Origin of the sequence: Brevundimonas diminuta, assembly GCF_022654015.1 — a bacterium.
In the GTDB taxonomy this organism is placed as follows: Bacteria; Pseudomonadota; Alphaproteobacteria; order Caulobacterales; family Caulobacteraceae; genus Brevundimonas; species Brevundimonas diminuta_C.
The window spans coordinates 3155185-3174832 of sequence record NZ_CP073063.1 but is presented as its reverse complement, the minus strand read 5'-3'; the positions used below and the strand labels follow the sequence as shown (position 1 = coordinate 3174832).

Genomic DNA, 19648 nt, shown 5'->3' with positions numbered 1-19648 from the left:
TCGCCTGAAGCCCGCCGGACCCCGACCTAATGGACGCCTTCGAAGCCATCAAAGCCACCTTCTTCCAGGAATGCGACGAACTGCTCGCAGACCTGGAAGCCAAGCTGATGCTGCTTGAACAGGGTCAGACCGACCTGGAGACGATCAACGCCGTCTTCCGCGCCGTCCATTCGGTCAAGGGCGGGGCAGGGGCCTTCGGCCTGGAGGCCTTGGTCCGCTTCGCCCACGTCTTCGAGACCCTGATGGACGAACTGCGCGCGGGCCGTAAGCCGTGCGACGCGATCACCATCAAGACCCTGCTGCGCGCCTCCGACGTGCTGGCTGATCACATTCAGGCCGCGCAAGGGTTGATCCCGCCGGTGGACGAGGCGCGGTCCGCGGCCCTGGTCGCCGATATGCAGGTCCTGACCCACGGCGGCGAAGCGCCGGTCGAGGTCGAGGAAGACGAAGACGACTTCGGCTTCACTCCGATGGCCTTCGACATGGCGCTGGACGAGCCTGCGCCCCTGCCCATCGCCGACCTGGGCGTCGATCTGGGCGCCGACGCGCCGTCGGTCGGCTGGCGCATCGTGTTCAAGCCGATGGGCCGGATGTACGTCAACGCTAACGAGACCAGCCTGCTGCTGCGCGAGCTGGGTCGTCTCGGCCCGGTCACGGTGGTCGTGGACGACAGCGAGACGCCGACGCTAGACGCGCTGTCGATCGAGGACGGCTGCCTGACCTGGACGGTCGATCTGGCCGCCGCCGTCGATGAGGCGGCCGTGCGCGAGGTCTTCGACTTCGTCGAAAGCGACTGCGACCTGACTATCACACCTCTGGGCGCGGCCGCGGATGGGGCCGCCGAGATGGACGCGTTCGCCGACGAACCCGCGGCCGTTCTGCCCGCGAGCGACGAACTGGATATCGCCGCCCTGTTGGCCAAGGCTTCCGGCGCCGCCGCTGAACCGGCGGCCGAGATCGTGCCGTTCGCTCCCCTGGAGCCCGAGCCGGCGCCGGCCCCGATCGCCGCTGCGCCGGTCGTCGAGCCGGTTGCTGTCCCTGCCGTCGCACCCGTGGCGGCGACGCCCGCACCGGCTTCGGCCCCTGTCGCGCCTGCGCCGGTGACGATCCGTGTCGATCTGGATCGCGTGGATCGCCTGATCAACGTCGTCGGCGAACTGGTCATCCAGCAGGCGATGCTGTCGCAACGCGTGTTGGAAAGTGGCCTGGCCCGCTCCTCGGGCATCGCGCTCGGCCTCGAAGACCTGGAACTGCTGACCCGCGAGATCCAGGACAGCGTCATGGCCATCCGCGCCCAGCCGGTGAAGTCGGTGTTCCAGCGCATGCCGCGCCTGGTCCGCGAAGTCGCCGACATGGTCTCCAAACAGGTCCGTCTGGTCACGGCCGGCGAGGACACCGAGGTCGACAAGACCGTGGTCGAACGTCTGGCCGAGCCCATCACCCATATGCTGCGCAACGCCATCGACCACGGGCTGGAAACGCCCGAAGAGCGCGTCGCCGCCGGCAAGCCGGCCGAGGGCACGGTGCGTCTCGCGGCCCTGCACCGCTCGGGTCGGATCGTCATCGAAATCTCCGACGACGGACGCGGCATCAACCGCGAACGCGTCAAGAAGATCGCCGTCGACAAGGGTCTGATCGCCGCCGACGCGCCCCTGACCGACGAGCAAATCGACAATCTGATCTTCGCGCCGGGCTTCTCCACCGCCGCCGTCGTGTCCGACATCTCGGGGCGGGGCGTGGGCATGGACGTGGTCAAACGCTCGATCCAGGCCCTGGGCGGCCGCATCTCCATCAGCTCGGTTCCGGGCAAGGGCTCGACCTTCACCCTCAGCCTGCCGCTGACGCTGGCGGTGCTGGACGGCATGGTCGTCGCCGCCGCCGAACAGACGCTGATCGCGCCGCTGCCTGCCATCGTCGAGAGCCTGACTCCGCAAGCCGTCGACCTGCACTTCGTCGGTGGGGTGGATCCCGTCATCCGCTTCCGCGATCGCTTCCTGCCGCTGATCGACGTGGCCCTGATCATGGGCTTCCGCGAACAGCCGATGAACCCGACCGAAGGTGTCGCCGTGGTCGTCGAGACCGAAGGCGGCCAGCAGGCGGCCCTGCTGTTCGACGCCATCCAGGGCCAGCGGCAGGTGGTCATCAAGAGCCTGGAAACCAACTACCAGCAGGTCGAGGGCGTCGCCGCCGCCACCATCCTGGGCGACGGGCGCGTGGCCCTGATCCTGGATGTCGACGTGCTGGTCACCGACATGCGCCGCAAATCCGTCCGTCCCGACTTCAAGCTCGCGAGCTGAACCATGACCGAAGCCAAAGATCTCCAGCGTGAACTGATCGCCTTCCGCATCGGCAGTCAGGAATTCTGCGTCGACATCATGTCGGTGCGCGAAATCCGCGGCTGGACGCCGGCGACGCCTCTGCCCCGTTCGCCGGGATACATGAAGGGCGTCATCAACCTGCGCGGCACGGTCCTGCCGATCATCGATCTGGGCGCGCGCTTCGGCCTGACGACCTCGGAACCGACGGCGCGCCACGTCATCATGGTGGCCCATATCGGCGGCCGCATGGTCGGCCTGCTGGTCGACGCCGTGTCCGACATCCTGCAGATGAGCGAGGCCTCGGTCCAGCCGACGCCCGACGTCGCCAGCGATCAGGTGAAGACCTTCGTAAAGGGCATCTTCTCGATCGACGGCCGCATGATCAGCCTGATCGAACTGGATTACATCCTGCCGCAAGTCGAGGCCGAAGCCGCATGACCGCCGCCGCCGGCCGGGGATCCATCGTCGAGGGCGAGTTCGTCTTCACCGCCGAGGATTTCCGCCACATCGCCCAGATGCTGCACGCCCACGCGGGCATCGCCCTGAACGAGGGCAAGGCCGCGTTGGTCTATTCGCGCCTGGCCAAGCGTTTGCGCACCCTGGGTCTGACCAGCTTCCGCGACTACTGCGCCTTGGTCGAGGGCGTGGACGGCGTGGACGAGCGTCAGAAGATGACGGCGGCCCTGACCACCAACGTCACCCGCTTCTATCGCGAGCCGCACCATTTCGACGACCTGCGCGACCGGGTCATGCCCGAATTGGCGGCGCGCGCCCGCGCCGGCGGCCGGGTCCGTCTGTGGTCGGCGGCCTGCTCGAACGGGCAGGAGCCCTATTCGATGGCCCTGACCGTTCTTCAGGCCCTGCCCGAGGCGGCAGAGCTGGATGTGCGTATCCTGGCCACCGACATCGACCCCAACATGGTCGCCCAGGGCCATGACGGTGTCTATTCCGAAGAGGCGCTGGAGCCCGCGCCCGTCACCCTGTGGCGCAAATATTTCGACCGCGCCGATCGCGGCCAGTGGGTCGCAGGCGCGCAGTTGAAGCGGCTGGTCAGCTTCAAGGAGCTGAACCTGATCGGCGACTGGCCGATGAAGGGCAAGTTCGACGTCATCTTCTGCCGCAACGTCGTCATCTATTTCGACGACGCGACCCAAGAGCGGGTGTGGAAGCGGTTCACCCCGCTGATGAACCCCGGCGCGACCCTCTACATCGGTCACTCCGAACGCGTCTCCGGCCCGGCGACCAGCCAGCTTCAGACCGCCGGCCTGACCACCTATCGCCTGGGTGGCGCATGAGCCCCGTCCGCGTTCTCGTCGTCGACGACAGCCTGACCATGCGCGGGCTGATCTCGGCCGCCCTGAAGTCGGATCCTGAGATCGAGGTCGTCGGCACCGCCGCCGATCCCATCGAGGCCCGCGCCGCGATCAAGGCCCTGAACCCCGACGTCATTACGCTCGACGTCGAGATGCCCAACATGAACGGGCTGGAGTTCCTGGAAAAGATCATGCGGCTGCGGCCGATGCCGGTGGTCATGGTCTCGACCCTGACGGCGGCGGGCACGGACGTCACCCTGGCCGCGCTGGAGATCGGCGCCGTGGATGCGGTGGCCAAGCCGGCGGTGGCCAGCGTCGACGCCTTCCACGACCTGATCGGCAAGGTGAAGACGGCCGCCCGTTCGCGCGTCCGCGCCCGCGGCGATACGCCCGCCGCCGCCGAGGCGCCGCGCGCCTATCACGCCGATCCCCATCAGATCCTCGCCATCGGTTCGTCCACTGGCGGGGTCGAGGCCCTGCTGACCGTGCTCAGCGGCTTCCCGCTGGATTGCCCGGCGACCGTCATCACCCAGCATATGCCGGCGACCTTCACCGCCAGCTTCGCCGCCCGTCTGGACCGCGTCTGCGCCCCGACCGTGACCGAGGCGGTGGACGGCGCGCCGCTGAAGCCAGGCCACATCTACTTGGCCCCCGGCGGCGCGACCCATCTTGAGGTCTCGGGCGGCCTGACGCCGCGTTGCCGCCTGATCGCCAGCGATCCCGTCAACGGCCACCGTCCGTCGGTCGATGTGATGTTCGACTCCGTCGCCCGGCTGAAGCGTCCGATGACCGGCGTCATCCTGACCGGCATGGGCCGCGACGGCGCCAAGGGCCTGCTGGCCATGCGCCAGGCCGGCGGCCGCACCCTGGGCCAGGACGAGGCGACCTGCGTCGTCTACGGCATGCCCAAGGCCGCGCACGAAATCGGCGCCGTGGAGCGGCAGTTGCCGCTGCACCGCCTGTCCCCCGCCATTCTCGAACTGTGCGCCGATCCGGCTGCGCGGTCTGTCGCCTAATCGGGAGCGTAACCTATGCCCGCCGCCGCCTCACTTCACTGCTTGGTCGTCGATGATCAGATGACGATGCGCTCGCTGGTCCGCACCAGCCTGCAACAACTCGGCGTGCGCGAAATCCGCGAGGCCGCCGACGGCGAAATCGCCCTGCGCGAGATCGTGTCCAAGCCCGCGCACCTGATCATCTCCGACTACAATATGCCGAACCTGGACGGCCTGGGCCTGCTGCGCGCCGTGCGCGCCCACCCGCCGACCTCCAAGACCGCCTTCATCATGCTGACGGGCCGCGCCGACCGCGAGCTGGTCCAGCGCGCGGTGCAGTTCGGCGTCAACAACTACCTGGTCAAGCCTTTCACCGTCGCCCAGCTGAAGGGCAAGCTGGAAGCTGTCTTCGGTCCCCTGACATGAGCTACGCCGCCCTGAAGGACACGGTCGAAAAGCGCGTTCACGTCGGTCAGGGCGAGCATTTCATCACGTCCGATCCCAATGTCGTGCTCAGCACCATCCTGGGGTCCTGCGTCGCCATGTGCGTGCGCGATCCGCTGGCGGGCGTCGGCGGCATGAACCACTTCCTGCTGCCAGAAGGCTCGGGCGCGGGCACCGACGCGGGGCGTCGCTACGGCGCCTATGCGATGGAGCTTCTGATCAACGACATGCTCAAGGCCGGCGCTCGTCGCGACCGGCTGGAGGCCAAGCTGTTCGGTGGTGGCCGTATGTTCGACAGCCTGCGCGACGTGGGCCGCAGCAACGCCGACTTCGCCGAGAAATTCCTGCGCGACGAAGGCATTCCCGTCGTCGGCGGCAGCCTGCGCGGCGACGGCGGTCGGCGCCTGCACTACTGGCCCGTCACCGGCCGCGCCCTGCAACGCGCCGTCACCGATGTCGTCGCGCCCAAGCCCGTGCCCGTCATGGCTCCGGTCGACACCGGCGCCCTGGAACTGTTCTGAAGATGAGCGCCCCTCCCGAACACGCCGATCTGCTGGCCGCCGTCGCCGACGAGCTGATGCTGGTGCGCGAAGGCATCGACGGGATCGAGGCCCTGGTCAGCGATCTGGTCCGCCGCGCCCCGCCCGAGGAACGCCCCAACGCCCTGACCCAGGCCCAGGCCCTGGACGCCCTGACCCAGCGTCTCGAGGCTCTATCCGGCGTCCTGCGCATGCTGGGCGGCGGCGCCAGCCCGTCCGAGGCCGTCAGCCGCCTGTCGCTGGCCGACATGGCCGGCCGCCTTCGCCCCGCCGCCGGCGAGCATCGCCCGCAATCGAACGCCGACGCCGGCGACCTCATGCTGTTCTGACGCCATGGCCAAGAGCGATCGGGTCAATCTGGCGCACACGACGGTCCTTCTGATCGACGACCAGCCCACGTCGCTGGATATGCTGGGTTCCATCGTCCAAGGCTTCGGCTGCAAGGAGCAGATCAAATGCGCCTCGGCCCAGGCGGCCGTCGAACTGCTGGCGCGCCGCTCGGTCGACTTGATCCTGATCGACTGCATCATGCCAGACATGGACGGCTATGACTTCGTGCGTTGGCTGCGGCGCGACGCCCCCACGCCGACCCGCTATGTGCCCGTCATCATGATCCTGGGTCACGCCTCCCAGGCCAAGGTCCACCAGGGCCGCGACTGCGGTGCCAGCTTCATCGTCGCCAAGCCCCTGTCGCCGTCTCTGCTGCTGAAGCGCATCATCTGGCTGGGCGGCGAGGACCGGGATTTCGTCGAGTCCGAACACTACATCGGCCCCGACCGCCGAGTGCACAACTATGGGCCGCCTCCCGGCACCGATGGTCGTCGCGAAAGCGACCTGACCGGTGATCTGGGCGAGGCGGTCGAGGAAAACATGGATCAGGACGAGATCGACATGCTGATGAAGCCGATGAAGGTCAGCCTGTGACCGAGCCTGTCGCCGCGCCCAAACCCTCCACCGTCCGCCGCGTCCACACCTCGCTCCAGCGTCAGATGGCGCGGCCCGGCGGCCGCCTGATCATCGAGGCCGAATCCCGCGCCAACCAAGCGCTGGATGAACAGCGCGACAATGTCTTCACCCTGCTGACGGCCAACGTCGACGCCATCGAGGCCCTGTGCACGACCCGTCCCTCGGACGCCCCGGCCCAGGTCTACGCCTTCGCCTCCGCCATGGTCGACATGGCCGGCTATCTGGAAGTCCCGACCTTCTTCGAGGCCGCCTTCAGCCTGTGCGAGATCGCCGACCGGATGAAGAGCGCCGGCAGCTGGTCCTGGCCCTCGGTCGAGGTTCACGTGCGCGCGCTTCGCCTGACCCTGGCCGCCCAGGGCCAGACCAGCGCCGATTCCGACCGCCTTCTGGAGGGTCTGCGCGCCCTGACGGCCCACGTTCCGCCCGTCGGTTAACGGCCGTTCCATTCTCGCGGAACAAGGGCGAAACGAATCAGGACCGAATCGCTGACATCGCCCATTTCGTCCTTTGTTCACCGCGATATCTTGTAGGTTAAGACCCCTTAACCACAAACGTCCGACGCCGCAGTCGCCCGGCCGCCGCTCGACTTTTTCGCCGCCCCGACTTCCCCCCGACGCCCTGACCCGCTACGGCGTCGTGCGTGGCCCCGTAGCTCAGCTGCATAGAGCAAGGCTTTCCTAAAGCCGAGGTCGCAGGTTGGAGTCCTGCCGGGGTCGCCATCGCACTGTCGGGTGTGTCGAGACCACCTAACGCTGGCTCAGAACCAGCTTAAGTGGCGCAGAATCTGCACCTGGTGTGGTTGACATCGTTCGTCCGCTGCCAGGCACGGGCGGCGGCTCCTGACGCATAACGATCGTTCATCATGACCGCATAGGGGGTGGAGAGGCCATCCAAGTCCGGCGCTAACCTTGGGGGCCAGGTCAACATGTTTGTGAAGGATCGCTGGGCTGTTTGGTCGTTACGGCCTAGCATTGGCCGATCAAGGCATGAGCAGGGAGCCATGCGTTTCAAGGAGAAGTCGCAGGACGCCTGCGCTCATAAAGGCGGCGTAGTCTTGGGCGTCATCGCCTTTATCGGGATCGGCATAATCGCAGACACCCTTGAGCGCGAACGCCAGGGGCTGAGGTTCGGCGGCCGCGCGGGCGGCAGCGTACACGCCGTAGATTTCCATCTCTACCCCAATCATGTCGTCCTGCTGGCTCGACCTGATCTCGCCGATCGACAGGCCGTCGGCCAAGACCGCAGATCCGCAGGCGACGGGGCCGACCTTGATGCCGGCGTCATTGGGCCGCGCAGACCCGAAAGCTTCGCATAGCGCCTGAACTCTGGTTTTCTCCCTTTGCAGTTCCTGCAGGAGTTTTCGCACCCGGTCGGGTGCAGCTAGCTGATGCGCCCGGCTCGATAGGCTGGAGGCTTCTCCAACCCGAACACGCTTTCCACTTTGGAAATCCCAAGACGGGTCGGCCAGCAGGACATCGCCCAAGGCCACCTTGCCACGTACGCCCGCGCATATGCCTGTCATGGCAATCAATCGAGGACGTAGATGCTGGATGAGACTAGCGCTGAGAAGCGCGGCGCTGACCATTCCCATGCGAGGAGCGTGGGCGGCCGCGACGGTGTAGCGTTTTCGGGCGGAGTCCAAAAACCAGCCTCGGTGGACGAAGGTTGCATCCGGAAGGACCGCGGGCCTAGGATCCCAGTTCCAGGGAAGGGCGAGCACCTGATCGAGTTCGGGGGTCTGAAGGGCGCATGCGACCACGACGTCGACCCCGGCCGCGTCCTGCGAGTCAGCGTCCGCCCCGTCGATATACCGGACTAACGCCATTACCCGGGACATCCATTCGTCGTCGGTCGGCGAATAGCGCACGATAGTCCAAGTCAGGGCGGCGAAGTCCTCGGCGGCCCGTGCAGCTGCCGCGTCGTCAGCCGTGATTCCCACGATGTGCCGTGGCCGCTTCACCATTTCGGAGACGTGGACCGTAAACAGCAGGTCCAAGGCGTTCTGGGCGTCGCCGTCCCCGTTCGGCCGCAAAGGAATAATGATGTCGAGGACGAGAAGGTCGTACTGGCGGGCCTCCATCATCTCCAGGGCTTGGCCCGAACTGACGGCGGTATCGATATCAGCTTCCTGGACGCCAAGCGCCTTGAGACGGGGCATCAAGCGCTGGTATCTGCTCAATTCGTCGTCCGCGATGAGGATTTTCATGACGCCGTCCCCGTCGGCGCGAGGTCGGCGAGGAATCGGGTCAGTTCCACCTTCCATTCATCGAAGGTGGAATTGTAGTGCAGGATGCCCTTGAATAGGTTCGGGAACTCCTCGGTCAATTCGGTCTGCAACTGACTGATCGGCACCATGCCGTCCTCGCGGGGTAGGGCCTCATAGCCGGTGATGACGACGGTGGGGCAGAGAATGCCTGCGAAGCTCATGTGCCAGAGTATTTCCTTGCCGCCGAAACCTTGGGGCCGCCCGCCCGACTCGCCATCACCGACGTCGAAGGTCGGCAGGGACATGTCGAGCAGCAACAGGTCGGGCGTCCGATCCTCAAGAGCGTCGAGCGCTGAGTTCACGGACTTCGCTACTGTCACCTTGATCTCGCCCGATACGGCCTCAATCAGTCGACAGACGTGGAGACGTTTGGGATCCTCGTCTTCGACCAGAAGAATGTGCACGGTCACGACCCCGTCTCCCGCGGTGCGGTAGGACCGAAGGTGAAGGCGTAGGTCGCCGCAAGGCGGAAGCGGCCGCCTTGGACAAAGCCGAAATCGAGCCGGCCTCGCTCGCTCTGCCGAGTGACTGCCTCGAGCTTGAGGATGCCGCTACCCCCCTCGCGCCGGGTCCGACGGGTGGGCGCCGCCCCGTCGATGATCTTCTGGATCTCCTTCAACTTGCGTTCCGCTGTCATCTTCTGCTGGGGCCGGCAGTCGCTCATCACCTCGACGGTGAGGGTCTCGCGACCCGGGTCGTGGGAGACGACAACATCGACCTTGGGCGCCTTGTGGCCGGAGTGCGCCCTGATGTTGTCGAGAGCCGTGAATAGGGTGTCGTGAATAATGACCAGGCTAGGCGCCATGATCTCGATGCCGCCGTGGACGGTTTCGGTGATCACCGGGTTGAAGCCGCGCTGGCATCGCAGCGCATTCTCGCGGCCGATCCGAACCGCTTCCTCAAGCGTGAAGGTGCGCCGCAGGCGTTCAGCGCGGGTGTAGGTAAACCAGCTCGCGGCATCGTCCAACGCCCGCTGGACCTCGGTGGACCGCTGGCCGAATTCGATATCGAAGTTGTGGAAGGCCGGGTCCTGTCCCGCCGCCGCCCGGACCTCAGCGCGCGCGAGTTCCAGTCGTTCGGTGATGCGGGATTTTAGGTCGGTGTTGATGAACCGCCGAACCCGAGCGAAGGACGGGTCGAGCGCCGCCCAAAGTGCCGCCACCGCCACCTCGAAGAAACTGCTGAAGTCTTCGGGATCCCACAAGGCGATCGTCCGGACCAACTGGAGGGCTTCGGGAGTCAGGTCCAGGCTGATCAGACCGTCGGGCTGCTCGGGCGAGCGAATATGGAACAGTCGGTCCTTGGCATCACGTAGGATTTCGTCGAAGTCTCGCGCGCAGTTCATCAGCGCCGCATTGACCGCTTCCCGCTGGTCGGCACCGACCGTGGTGAATTGGTCGATCCAGAAATCGTTGCGGTGGTAGGGGCTGGCCTCTGTTTCACGGGTAGTGATGAGGTTGGCGAACTCCAGCGGCCCGCGAATGCGGCCGATGAAGGACTGATGCCGGATTCGTTTGCTGAGATAGAAGTCGAGGCCGAACTGGGAGTTGGTAAGAAACTCGTCGCCGAGCCTGCGAACCAGACTTTGCAGAACGGCGTCGGCTTCGGTCTCCGGCGGTTGAATCTTGCGGCCTGAGGGGCCGGCCGACAGTTCCTTCAGCACATCCTCGAAGCTGGCCTGGGGGCCGATGTCGACGCTGACCAGATCCTCGTGGCGCTCGAAATCCTCGGTCAGTTCCCGATCGGCCCAGCGCCTCAGGGCGACGAGATCCACGTGGATACGGGTGTGATCGACGATCCACTGGCCCTCGGCCATGGTTAGTTCTTTGGCGACCATCAATAGTTCGTCGGCGTAGTGGTGGGCTCCGGCGGGATCGAGCTCGCGCAAGATGGTGAGGATGGGCTTTACCTCCGCGATCGACGTCAGATCCTCGATGCCGTCCGTCGGCGAGTTTAGGCCAATCGCCCAAGGGCGCCACGGCTCCACCGGTCGCACACGTTCGAGCTGGGCCTGCAGGTCGCGAAGCCCAGCGGCGAAGGGCAGGCCACCCAAGTTGGCCGCCAGCTTGCCGAGCTGCTGTTGGGCGTCGGCCGCGTCGGGATGGTCCTTAAGTGACAATGCGAAAAGGCGAGGGATTTGACTGACGGTTAGCCTGCGCGGCAGGCTGCCATGCCGGGCGAAACTTAGCGCCAGCCCGGCGTAGACCATGTCCCAGACGTCCAAAGTGACCCGCTGGGCGAAGGCCGCTCGAGCCGCGGCAAGCGGGTCTCCGCCTAACAGGGCGTCGGAGACGTCACGCCGGCGGGGCGTCTCCTGGGTGACAACCATGTCCAGCCGTGCGGCGATCTTGCGCAGCCTTGCGTCCAGATCGAGCGGCAGAAGTGCCAGACAGGCGGCGAGCTTCCAGGAGGCCTGCGACGCGGTCGCCCCGACAATCGCATTATTGACCTGAGAGTTCATCCAGTGACCGCGCGCCACATCCTCATGGGCGGCCCGGAAGGTGGGCGCCCCTTTGCTTTTCAAGCTGGCGACCTTGCCGAGTGGCGGCGTGAGGAAATGACGCCGTCGGAGGTGGAAGAGCACCTCAACTGTACGGCTCAAGACGTGAGCTGGCTTCGTTATCGCAAGTACCTCACACCGATAGGCGCGAAAGGCGCCGCCCAATATGGCCGGCCAGAAGTCGAAGCCTTAGGGCGGCAGCTGATCACAACACGCGAGATCGCGGCCCGGCTAGGGAAATCGCCAGCACAACTTTGGCCGGAGCTGCAGGCCTTCAGCGCAGGCGGGAGCTTGGGGCAAGGCTTTTACGATCGTGCTCTCATGGAGAGCTGGATGGCGGCCGGTCAATGAACGGCGAGGTCAAACGTCGGATCAGGCAGCGCCGGATTCTGCATTGGGCTCAGAACGGGCGATGCGCAGGATGTGGCGAGCCGATGAGCCTCAAGCGGGGTTTTCCGCGAGATCGCCCTAGCTATCCGACCTATGATCACATCGTGCCAAAATGCCGAGGCGGTGGCCATAGCCTGATCAATGGGCTGCTTAAGCACTTCGTGTGCAACACGCGACGAGGGTCTGATCCCCCGACCGGATGCGACCGCATTTGGCACGCTTTGGTGTTAGAGCGACTGTATTCCCAGGCAGCTGTCGATCGGTGGCGGTTGGAGATGCACAAGCCCGCGACGTTCGTCATTGAACGCCAGGGCAAGGATTGATGTCCAGCTCCGCGTCGTTCACGGCACGAGGCGCGCTCTTCGCCTAAGCGGCATTCCGCGCAGCGTTTTACGGTCCGGTCGGACAATCTGCCCCATCGTCGCCCCATTGCCGAAACTCCGCGTTCGACGTATGCGGAGAATCTCGGGGTATTCTATTGTCTCACCTTGCTCGCCAGTTTTGCGTCGGAGTTGCCGTGACCCTTATGGTCGCGTTGCAAGCCTTTGGCGCGATCAGCGCCGAGCATAAGATCGAGCACGCGGTTCAATTCCCCGGCGTCGCCTATGTGGAAATCGCGGCCGATGATCACGATCACGATCATCAAACCGTCGACGCCAGCCCCGGCGATACGCTTATCGACGCGAATGACCGCGACTTCGACGGGCAGCCGATCAAATCGCACCACCACCATGGCGGCGCCGACCAGCACCTGGTCATCGGCGACGAACTGCCGCCGATCGACGCCTCCATCGCATATGTCGTGCGCCTGGGTCCGACCCCGGAATCCGTCCCGCCGGGCGCGTTGATCGACGCCCCGCACCAGCCTCCAAAACAGAACGCCTGATCGCCTGAAAAGCTGATCCTGCGCGGCCGTGCGGCCGCGCGCGTCCTGTTGGAGAAATTCCTTGATACCTTCCATGTCCGGCCCTGCCGGATGGCGGGGGCGAGGCGCGGCCATGTCTGCCCTTGCTCTCGTCCTGGCGGCGACCGTGTCGCTGCCTTCATCGGCGCTCGCCCAGGCGACGCCAGCCGCTGAGGCCGTCCAGGCCTCGCCTGTCCTGTCGCTCGAAGAGGCGCTGCGGCGTTCGATCGTCGCCGACCCGGCGCGTGCGGGTTACGAAGCGCGACTGCGCGCTGTCGAAGCCGGTGTGCGCCAGGCCGGGGTGCGCCCCAATCCGACCCTCGGACTGATGGTCGAGAACCTGCCGACACTGGGCGGGGGCGACATCCTTGATCGCACCGAGACCACCCTGACCTATGAGCAGAGGATCGAGCGTGGCGGGGACCGTCCTGCCCGTTCCAGCCTGGCGCGTAGCGAAGGCCTGCTGGTCGCCGCACAGGCGCGGGTCGCCCAGTTGGATCGTCTGGAACAGGTGCAGCGTGCCTGGTCCGACGCCATGGCGGCTCAGGCCCAGGTCGAGATCGCCAGAGAACGGCTCACCATGGCGGAGCGCTTCCAGAACGAGGTGCAACGGCGGGTCAACGCCGCGCGCGATCCTCTGTTCGCCGGAGCACGCGCCGAGGCTGAACTGGCCCAAGCCCAGATCGAGTTCGATCAGGCCGAGGTCGTCGCGCGCATGGCGGCGATCATGATCGGCAAATACTGGGACGGGACGGTCAACTTCCGTCTGGATCCGAACGCCTTCGAAGACACCAGCGCATCGCGCTCGGTCGCCGGCGAAGTCGCGGAAGCGGATCTCGACGTGTTCCGTGCTCGCCAGGCCGCAGCGGCCGCCCAGGTGCGGGTGGAGGAGGCGCGCGCCGTCGCCGACCCCACCGTCAGCGTCGGCGTGCGGCATATTTGGGACAACGAACTATCTCTCGTGTTCGGCGGATCCATCCCCCTGCAACGCTACGACCGGAACCAGGGCGCCATCGACCGCGCCAGGGCCGAGGGCATAGCGGCGCAGGCGGATCTCGGCGCGAGACGGATCGAACTGGATCGCGAAATCGCTCGCCTCCAGGTCCTGTTGTTGTCCCAGGCCAATGAGGTCCGGCGCATCAGCGAAGAGACCCTGCCGCAGGCGGAGCGGGCCGTAATCCTGGTCCGTGACGGGTTCGCGCGCGGCGGCTTCACCTACAACGACGTCATGGCCGCCCAGACGGCCCTTCTACAGAGCCGAGCCCGTCGCGTGACGGTGCTTCAGGCCTTCCACAACGACCGCGCCCGCCTTGATCGCCTGACCGGCGCGCACGCCGACCTGCTCGGCATGGAGACCCCACAATGAGACAGATCAGAACTCCGCTCATCGCCTATGGCGCGGCGGTATCAGCCTTCGCCCTGGCCTTGGCCTCATGTGGCGGTGGCGCCGAAAAGGCGGCGCCCGAAGGCGAGGCGGAAGCCGCTGCGGCGGCCGACTATGAGCGCGGCCCTCATAACGGCCGTCTGCTCCGTGACGGCGATTTTGCTCTCGAGGTGACCATCTACGAGGAAGGGCCGGAGCCGCTGTTCCGCCTCTATCCCTATGTGAACGACAAGCCGGTCGATCCGCGCCAGGTCCAGGTCACCATGGCCCTCACGCGCCTGGGTCCGAAAGTCGATCGCTTCATCTTCGCACCGGAGAACGACTACCTCGCCAGCCCCGGCGTGGTGTTCGAACCGCACTCCTTCGACGTGGCGGTCAACGCCGTGCGCGCCGGGAAGCGGTCGAACTGGACCTACCAGTCCTACGAGGGCCGCACGATCATCTCGTCCCAGGCCGCGCAGGCGGGGGGGGTGACGACGGAACGGGCCGGCCCCGCCGTGCTGGGCGAGACCTTGCCCCTGTCGGGTCGGGTGGAGATCACGCCTGAAGGTCAGGCGGAGGTGTTTGCGCGCTATCCAGGCCGCATCGTTTCGCTGAACGTTCAGCTCGGCCAGCGGGTGTCGCGCGGACAGGTTCTGGCGCGGGTCGAATCCAGCGAGAGCCTGCAGACCTATTCGGTGACCGCGCCGATCTCGGGCGTGATCACGACCAAGAACGCCAACCCCGGTCAGATCACCGGCAACGGTCCGCCCATGCTGACGATCGGCGATCCGACACGCCTCCATGCGGAGTTCTTCCTCTATCCACGTGACGCTGAGCGCGTGCGCGTCGGGCAACGGGTGGAACTGAAGAGCCTGGCCGGCGAACACACGGCGACGGGCGTGATCGAAGCGATCCTGCCCTCGGACGACGTGCTCAGCCAGACGCTCGTCGCCCATGTGGAGTTGCCCTACCAGGGCGGCGTCTGGCGGCCGGGGCTCGGCGTCGAGGGCGTGGTCCAGGTCGGGGCCGGCGAAGTGCCGCTGGCGGTCAAGACCAAGGGGCTCCAGCCCTTCCGCGACTTCACCGTGGTCTACGCCAAGGTCGGCGACACCTACGAGGTGCGGATGCTCGAATTGGGGCGTCGCACCGATGAGTGGACCGAGGTTCTCGGCGGCATCGAGCCCGGCACGACCTATGTCGTCGACGGCGCCTTCCTCATTCGCGCGGACATCGACAAGTCCGGCGCGAGCCACGATCACTAGGGGGCGCGCATCATGCTTGAACGCATCATCGCGCTGTCGATCCGGTTCCGCTGGGTCGTTATGGCGCTTGTCTTGGTCGCGGCGGCGGTCGGCGTCTGGAGTTTCCAGAAGCTGCCCATCGATGCGACGCCGGACATCACCAATGTCCAGATTCAGATCAACACGGAGGCGCCCGGCTATTCGCCGCTCGAAGCCGAACAACGCATAACCTTCCCGGTAGAGACGGCGATCGCCGGCGTGCCGGGTCTGTCTTACACCCGGTCGGTTTCACGCTACGGCCTGAGCCAGGTCACGGTCGTCTTCGAGGACGGCACGGACGTCTACCGGGCGCGCCAACTGGTCAATGAGCGGCTCCAGACCGCCATCGGTCAGTTGCCGCCGGGCCTGTCGCCGGAGCTGGGGCCGATCGCCACCGGCCTGGGCGAGATCTTCATGTATACGATCGAGGCCGAGCCGAGCGCGCGCAAGCCCGACGGTTCGCCCTACACCCCGGAAGATCTGCGCACGCTTCAGGACTGGGTCATCCGTCCGCAGATGCGCAACACGCCCGGCGTCACCGAGGTCAACACCATCGGCGGCTTCGTGCGCGAGTATCACGTCACCCCGCGTCCCGAACGGCTCGCCGCCTATGGCGTGACCATGAGCGAGGTGGTCGAGGCGTTGGAACGCAACAACGCCAATGTCGGCGCCGGCTATGTCGAACGTTACGGCGAGCAGTGGCTGATCCGGGTGCCCGGTCAGGCCGCGACGCAGGAGGATCTCTCCAACGTCGTGATCACGACGCGCGGCGGCGTGCCCATCCGGGTCGCGGAAGTCGCGGCAGTCGGGCTGGGCGAGGAACTGCGCACCGGCGCGGCGACGGAGAACGGCAAGGAGACGGTGCTGGCCACCGTCCTGATGTTGGCCGGCGAGAACAGTCGGGTCGTGGCCCAGGCGGCGGCGGCTCGACTGGAGGAAGCGTCCAAGGCCCTGCCCAAGGGCGTGGTCGCTTCGCCGGTCTATGACCGCACCAATCTGGTCGAACGCGCGGTCGCCACCGTCGAGAAGAACCTCGTCGAGGGCGCGCTTCTGGTCATTGTCGTGCTGTTCCTGCTGCTCGGCAATATCCGGGCGGCCCTGATCACGGCGGCGGTCATTCCGATCACCATGCTGCTGACCATCACAGGCATGGTCCAGGCCGGGGTGTCCGGCAATCTGATGAGCCTCGGCGCCCTGGATTTCGGTCTGATCGTCGACGGCGCCGTCATCATCGTCGAGAATTGCCTGAGGCGTTTCGCCGAGGCACAGCACCACAATGGTCGACTGCTGACACGCGACGAGCGGTTCAAACTGGCGGCCGAGGCCTCCAGCGAAGTGATCCGTCCGTCCCTGTTCGGCGTGCTGATCATCACCCTGGTCTATGTGCCGATCTTTGCCCTGGACGGGGTCGAGGGCAAAACCTTCCACCCCATGGCCATCACCGTGGTCATCGCCCTGACCGGCGCTCTGATCCTGTCTCTGACCTTCGTCCCGGCTGCGGTCGCGATGTTCGTCACCGGCAAGGTTCAGGAGAAGGACAGCTTCCTGATGCGCTGGGCGCGCGTGGGCTATCAGCCCGCGCTCGACTTCGCACTGAAGGCGCGCGTCCTGATGATCGGAGCCGCCGTCGCTCTTGTGGCGATCTCGGCCTTGGTCGCTTCGCGGATGGGGTCGGAGTTCGTGCCGAACCTGGACGAGGGCGACATCGCCATGCACGCCCTTCGTATTCCCGGCACCAGTCTGAGCCAGGCCATCGAGATGCAGACCGCGCTCGAAGCCCGGCTGGCCAAGTTCCCGGAAGTGGAGCGGGTCGTCGCCAAGATCGGCACCGCCGAAGTCGCCACCGATCCGGTGCCGCCTTCGGTCGCCGACACCTTCATTCTGTTGAAGGACCGCGACGAATGGCCGAACCCTAGGAAGCCGAAACTCCAGCTCGTGCGCGAGATGGAAGAGGCGGTGAACGAAATCCCCGGCAGCAAGTACGAGTTCACCCAGCCGATCCAGATGCGGTTCAACGAACTGCTCTCCGGGGTACGCGCCGATGTGGCCATCAAGGTTCACGGCGACGACCTGGATCAACTGGTGGCGCTCGGCTCTCAGATCGAGGAGATCGTCGGCGCCATTCCCGGCGCGGCCGATCCGCAGTCCGAACAGGTCACCGGCCTGCCGATGCTGCAGATCACGCCGAACCGGGCCGCCATCGCGCGTCTGGGATTAAGCGTCGACGACGTCCAGTCGGTGATCGCGACCTCGATGGGCGGCACGACCGCCGGTCAGATCTTTGAAGGCGACCGTCGCTTCGACATCGTCGTGCGCCTGCCCGAGGATCTGCGATCCAACACCGACGCCATTGGCCGCATCCAGGTGCCGCTGCCGGCATCGGACGGTCAACCACGCGGCTTCGTACCCCTCAGCGAGATCGCCACGATCGCGCTCGAGACCGGTCCGAACCAGATCAGCCGCGAGGACGGCAAGCGCCGCATCGTCGTCACCGCCAACGTCCGTAACCGCGACCTGGGCTCCTTCATCGGAGAGGCCCGCGAGCGAATCGAACGGGAAGTGGAACTGCCGGCCGGATACTGGGTCACCTATGGCGGCACCTTCGAACAACTGATCTCCGCCGCCAAACGGCTTCAACTGGTCGTGCCGGCGGTGCTGCTGCTGATCTTCGGTCTGTTGTTCGCCCTGTTCCGCTCTTGGAAGGACAGCGCCATCGTCTTCTCCGGCGTGCCTCTGGCCCTGACCGGCGGCGTGGCGGCTCTGGCGATGCGTGGTCTGCCCATGTCGATCTCGGCCGGCGTCGGCTTCATCGCGCTTTCGGGCGTGGCCGTGCTGAACGGGGTGGTGATGGTGACCTTTATCCGGTCGCTGATCGCCGAGGGACAGCCGGTGCCTCAAGCCATCCGGGAAGGGGCGCTCACCCGCCTTCGCCCGGTGCTGATGACCGCCCTGGTCGCCAGCCTCGGCTTCGTGCCGATGGCGCTGAACGTGGGCGCCGGCGCGGAAGTGCAGCGTCCGCTGGCCACCGTGGTCATCGGCGGCATCGTCTCCTCGACGGTGCTGACGCTGCTGGTCCTCCCGGCCCTCTACAGCCTCGTTCACGGGCGCACGCCTTCGGGTGAGCGGTCAGGGCGCGGGCTTCTGGATCATCTGCCGTTCCGCAACGGGCGCCGGAACGTCTGATGACCGCCGCGCTTCCTGAAAAGCGCGGCGGCGGGGTCGGCGGGATTCCCCCAGTCGCGTCGACCCATGCCTTTCCCGAACGGATGCCGGTCCTGACCAGCATCCGCTTCTGGCTCGCCCTCGGCGTGGTGCTGTTCCATTATCAGCTCAACATCGTCGCCGAGGGCGGGATGGGCGTCAGCCTGATCGAGCGTGCTCGCCTCGCGGTCGATTTCTTCTTCATCCTGTCGGGCTTCGTGCTGTCGCACGTCTATGGCCGTCAGGTGCGCGACGGGACGTTCCACTATGGACGCTTCCTGAGCGCGCGCATGGCTCGGATCTATCCGGCGCATGGCCTGATGCTGGTGCTGATGGTCGTGATCGTCAGCGTCGCCGTGGCCTTGGGTCAGCCGTTCGACAGTCAGAGCTATTCGTTCACTGGGCTCGTCGCGGCGGCAGGCATGATCCACGCCTGGTTTCCCGCGTCTGTCCCGAACGAATGGAACGGGCCGTCCTGGTCCCTGTCCGCCGAATGGGCCGCCTATCTGGCCTTTCCGGTGTTCGCCTGGATCGGTCTTCGTTCCGGCCGCAATCCCTGGCTCACCCTGGGACTTGCGATCGTAGGCTTCGTCGCATTGGACGCCTTCTATCGCTGGCGTTTCGGCGAAATCCTGACCCACGCCGAGCTTGTTCTCGGCGTGCTCAGGATCGCACCGGAGTTCCTTTACGGCGTGGCCCTGTATCAGCTCGGCGCCCGGCTGAAGCTCTCGAAGACAGTCACTCGACTGGCGACGGGGCTCAGCGTGGCGACCCTGTTGGCCATGATGCACTTCGCCGCCGACGAGCGGCTGACCGTCGCGGTGGCGGGTCTGGTCATCCTGACCCTGGCCCTGCTGACGCGCACGGACGCGGCGTTCGCCGCACACCCCTGGGCGGTGGAGGCGGGCGAAGCCTCCTACGCTCTCTATCTCGTCCACCTGCCGCTTCTGATCATCTGGAAGAACGGCATGGCTCTGCTGCACGGCGTCGACAGCACCTATCGTCTCCCCTTGTGGGAAGCGGCGGTGTTGCTGGCGCTGACGATCGGCGCGGCCTTCGCGCTTCACGCTTTCTGGGAACGGCCCGCTCGGCTTTGGCTGAGATGGTCGATCCGAAAGGGCGCCGCTCGCGGCACAATCCCTCCCACATCGAAAGAGAAATCATGA

18 protein-coding genes and 1 tRNA gene are annotated in these 19648 nt (G+C 66.1%); 15 read left to right on the top strand and 4 right to left on the bottom strand.

The features are described 5' to 3' along the window. Positions 1-29: 29 nt before the first annotated feature. From KAK88_RS15805 to KAK88_RS15760, 10 genes are all read left to right on the top strand, one after another. Positions 30-2297, top strand: coding sequence for a chemotaxis protein CheA (locus KAK88_RS15805; RefSeq protein ID WP_242077352.1), 2268 nt, complete (start codon positions 30-32; stop codon positions 2295-2297). A gap of 3 nt (positions 2298-2300) precedes the next feature. After that, a complete protein-coding gene (locus KAK88_RS15800; RefSeq protein ID WP_039246217.1) occupies positions 2301-2756 on the top strand; it encodes a chemotaxis protein CheW in 456 nt (151 codons plus the stop codon). Next, entirely contained in the window at positions 2753-3613 is an 861-nt protein-coding gene (locus tag KAK88_RS15795) for a CheR family methyltransferase (protein ID WP_045811562.1), read from the top strand. Before KAK88_RS15800 ends, KAK88_RS15795 begins: the two co-directional genes overlap by 4 nt. Then, on the top strand, positions 3610-4647 hold the full coding sequence (locus KAK88_RS15790) for a protein-glutamate methylesterase/protein-glutamine glutaminase (protein ID WP_242077351.1): 1038 nt from the start codon (positions 3610-3612) through the stop codon (positions 4645-4647). The genes KAK88_RS15795 and KAK88_RS15790 overlap by 4 nt, the downstream gene beginning before the upstream one ends. Positions 4648-4662: 15 nt before the next feature. After that, a complete protein-coding gene (locus tag KAK88_RS15785) occupies positions 4663-5052 on the top strand; it encodes a response regulator (protein WP_039246211.1) in 390 nt (129 codons plus the stop codon). After that, positions 5049-5591, top strand: coding sequence for a chemotaxis protein CheD (locus KAK88_RS15780; protein ID WP_242077350.1), 543 nt, complete (start codon positions 5049-5051; stop codon positions 5589-5591). The genes KAK88_RS15785 and KAK88_RS15780 overlap by 4 nt, the downstream gene beginning before the upstream one ends. A 2-nt stretch (positions 5592-5593) precedes the next feature. Then, positions 5594-5938 carry a hypothetical protein gene (locus tag KAK88_RS15775; RefSeq protein WP_045811565.1) on the top strand — a complete coding sequence of 115 codons (345 nt, stop codon included), beginning with the start codon at positions 5594-5596 and terminating at the stop codon, positions 5936-5938. A gap of 4 nt (positions 5939-5942) precedes the next feature. Continuing rightward, complete coding sequence (locus KAK88_RS15770) at positions 5943-6533, top strand: response regulator (protein WP_045811566.1); 591 nt, start codon at positions 5943-5945, stop codon at positions 6531-6533. Then, positions 6530-7009, top strand: a complete 480-nt coding sequence (locus KAK88_RS15765; protein ID WP_242077349.1) for a hypothetical protein — start codon at positions 6530-6532, stop codon at positions 7007-7009. Before KAK88_RS15770 ends, KAK88_RS15765 begins: the two co-directional genes overlap by 4 nt. Positions 7010-7217: 208 nt before the next feature. Further along, a tRNA-Arg gene (locus tag KAK88_RS15760) sits at positions 7218-7294 on the top strand. 260 nt (positions 7295-7554) lie between these two features. Here KAK88_RS15760 and KAK88_RS15755 read toward each other — a convergent pair. Genes KAK88_RS15755 through KAK88_RS15745 form a run of 3 tightly spaced genes read right to left on the bottom strand, consistent with a single transcriptional unit; the run spans position 7555 to position 11302 of the window. Further along, the gene (locus tag KAK88_RS15755) at positions 7555-8781 is read right to left on the bottom strand and encodes a hypothetical protein (protein ID WP_242077348.1); all 1227 of its coding nucleotides are present in this window, start codon (positions 8779-8781) and stop codon (positions 7555-7557) included. Further along, entirely contained in the window at positions 8778-9251 is a 474-nt protein-coding gene (locus KAK88_RS15750; protein WP_242077347.1) for a response regulator, read from the bottom strand. Before KAK88_RS15750 ends, KAK88_RS15755 begins: the two co-directional genes overlap by 4 nt. Continuing rightward, complete coding sequence (locus KAK88_RS15745; RefSeq protein ID WP_242077346.1) at positions 9248-11302, bottom strand: hypothetical protein; 2055 nt, start codon at positions 11300-11302, stop codon at positions 9248-9250. Before KAK88_RS15745 ends, KAK88_RS15750 begins: the two co-directional genes overlap by 4 nt. A 3-nt stretch (positions 11303-11305) precedes the next feature. On the opposite strand from KAK88_RS15745, the gene KAK88_RS15740 reads away from it, so the two are divergent. Next, a complete protein-coding gene (locus KAK88_RS15740; RefSeq protein ID WP_242077345.1) occupies positions 11306-11692 on the top strand; it encodes a hypothetical protein in 387 nt (128 codons plus the stop codon). 514 nt (positions 11693-12206) lie between these two features. Here the strand turns inward: KAK88_RS15740 and KAK88_RS15735 are convergent. After that, positions 12207-12731 (bottom strand): hypothetical protein, encoded by a 525-nt coding sequence (locus KAK88_RS15735; RefSeq protein WP_242077344.1) that lies wholly within the window; start codon positions 12729-12731, stop codon positions 12207-12209. Between KAK88_RS15735 and KAK88_RS15730 the strand changes: the two genes are divergently transcribed. Genes KAK88_RS15730 through KAK88_RS15715 form a run of 4 tightly spaced genes read left to right on the top strand, consistent with a single transcriptional unit; the run spans position 12730 to position 19648 of the window. Continuing rightward, the gene (locus tag KAK88_RS15730; RefSeq protein WP_242077343.1) at positions 12730-14001 is read left to right on the top strand and encodes a TolC family protein; all 1272 of its coding nucleotides are present in this window, start codon (positions 12730-12732) and stop codon (positions 13999-14001) included. The two genes, KAK88_RS15735 and KAK88_RS15730, sit on opposite strands and share 2 nt — an antisense overlap. Further along, positions 13998-15263, top strand: a complete 1266-nt coding sequence (locus KAK88_RS15725) for an efflux RND transporter periplasmic adaptor subunit (protein WP_242077342.1) — start codon at positions 13998-14000, stop codon at positions 15261-15263. The genes KAK88_RS15730 and KAK88_RS15725 overlap by 4 nt, the downstream gene beginning before the upstream one ends. Positions 15264-15275: 12 nt before the next feature. After that, positions 15276-18464: an efflux RND transporter permease subunit gene (locus KAK88_RS15720; RefSeq protein ID WP_242077341.1), complete on the top strand. Its 3189-nt coding sequence runs from the start codon at positions 15276-15278 to the stop codon at positions 18462-18464. Then, a complete protein-coding gene (locus KAK88_RS15715) occupies positions 18464-19648 on the top strand; it encodes an acyltransferase family protein (protein ID WP_242077340.1) in 1185 nt (394 codons plus the stop codon). The genes KAK88_RS15720 and KAK88_RS15715 overlap by 1 nt, the downstream gene beginning before the upstream one ends.

What these genes read in the sequence shown, in the direction of transcription:
- KAK88_RS15805 (WP_242077352.1), top strand. Translation starts at nt 30, where the DNA reads ATGGACGCCTTCGAAGCCATCAAAGCCACCTTCTTCCAGGAATGCGAC.
- KAK88_RS15800 (WP_039246217.1), top strand. Translation starts at nt 2,301, where the DNA reads ATGACCGAAGCCAAAGATCTCCAGCGTGAACTGATCGCCTTCCGCATC.
- KAK88_RS15795 (WP_045811562.1), top strand. Translation starts at nt 2,753, where the DNA reads ATGACCGCCGCCGCCGGCCGGGGATCCATCGTCGAGGGCGAGTTCGTC.
- KAK88_RS15790 (WP_242077351.1), top strand. Translation starts at nt 3,610, where the DNA reads ATGAGCCCCGTCCGCGTTCTCGTCGTCGACGACAGCCTGACCATGCGC.
- KAK88_RS15785 (WP_039246211.1), top strand. Translation starts at nt 4,663, where the DNA reads ATGCCCGCCGCCGCCTCACTTCACTGCTTGGTCGTCGATGATCAGATG.
- KAK88_RS15780 (WP_242077350.1), top strand. Translation starts at nt 5,049, where the DNA reads ATGAGCTACGCCGCCCTGAAGGACACGGTCGAAAAGCGCGTTCACGTC.
- KAK88_RS15775 (WP_045811565.1), top strand. Translation starts at nt 5,594, where the DNA reads ATGAGCGCCCCTCCCGAACACGCCGATCTGCTGGCCGCCGTCGCCGAC.
- KAK88_RS15770 (WP_045811566.1), top strand. Translation starts at nt 5,943, where the DNA reads ATGGCCAAGAGCGATCGGGTCAATCTGGCGCACACGACGGTCCTTCTG.
- KAK88_RS15755 (WP_242077348.1), bottom strand. Translation starts at nt 8,781, where the DNA reads ATGAAAATCCTCATCGCGGACGACGAATTGAGCAGATACCAGCGCTTG.
- KAK88_RS15745 (WP_242077346.1), bottom strand. Translation starts at nt 11,302, where the DNA reads ATGAACTCTCAGGTCAATAATGCGATTGTCGGGGCGACCGCGTCGCAG.
- KAK88_RS15730 (WP_242077343.1), top strand. Translation starts at nt 12,730, where the DNA reads ATGTCTGCCCTTGCTCTCGTCCTGGCGGCGACCGTGTCGCTGCCTTCA.
- KAK88_RS15735 (WP_242077344.1), bottom strand. Translation starts at nt 12,731, where the DNA reads ATGGCCGCGCCTCGCCCCCGCCATCCGGCAGGGCCGGACATGGAAGGT.
- KAK88_RS15725 (WP_242077342.1), top strand. Translation starts at nt 13,998, where the DNA reads ATGAGACAGATCAGAACTCCGCTCATCGCCTATGGCGCGGCGGTATCA.
- KAK88_RS15720 (WP_242077341.1), top strand. Translation starts at nt 15,276, where the DNA reads ATGCTTGAACGCATCATCGCGCTGTCGATCCGGTTCCGCTGGGTCGTT.
- KAK88_RS15715 (WP_242077340.1), top strand. Translation starts at nt 18,464, where the DNA reads ATGACCGCCGCGCTTCCTGAAAAGCGCGGCGGCGGGGTCGGCGGGATT.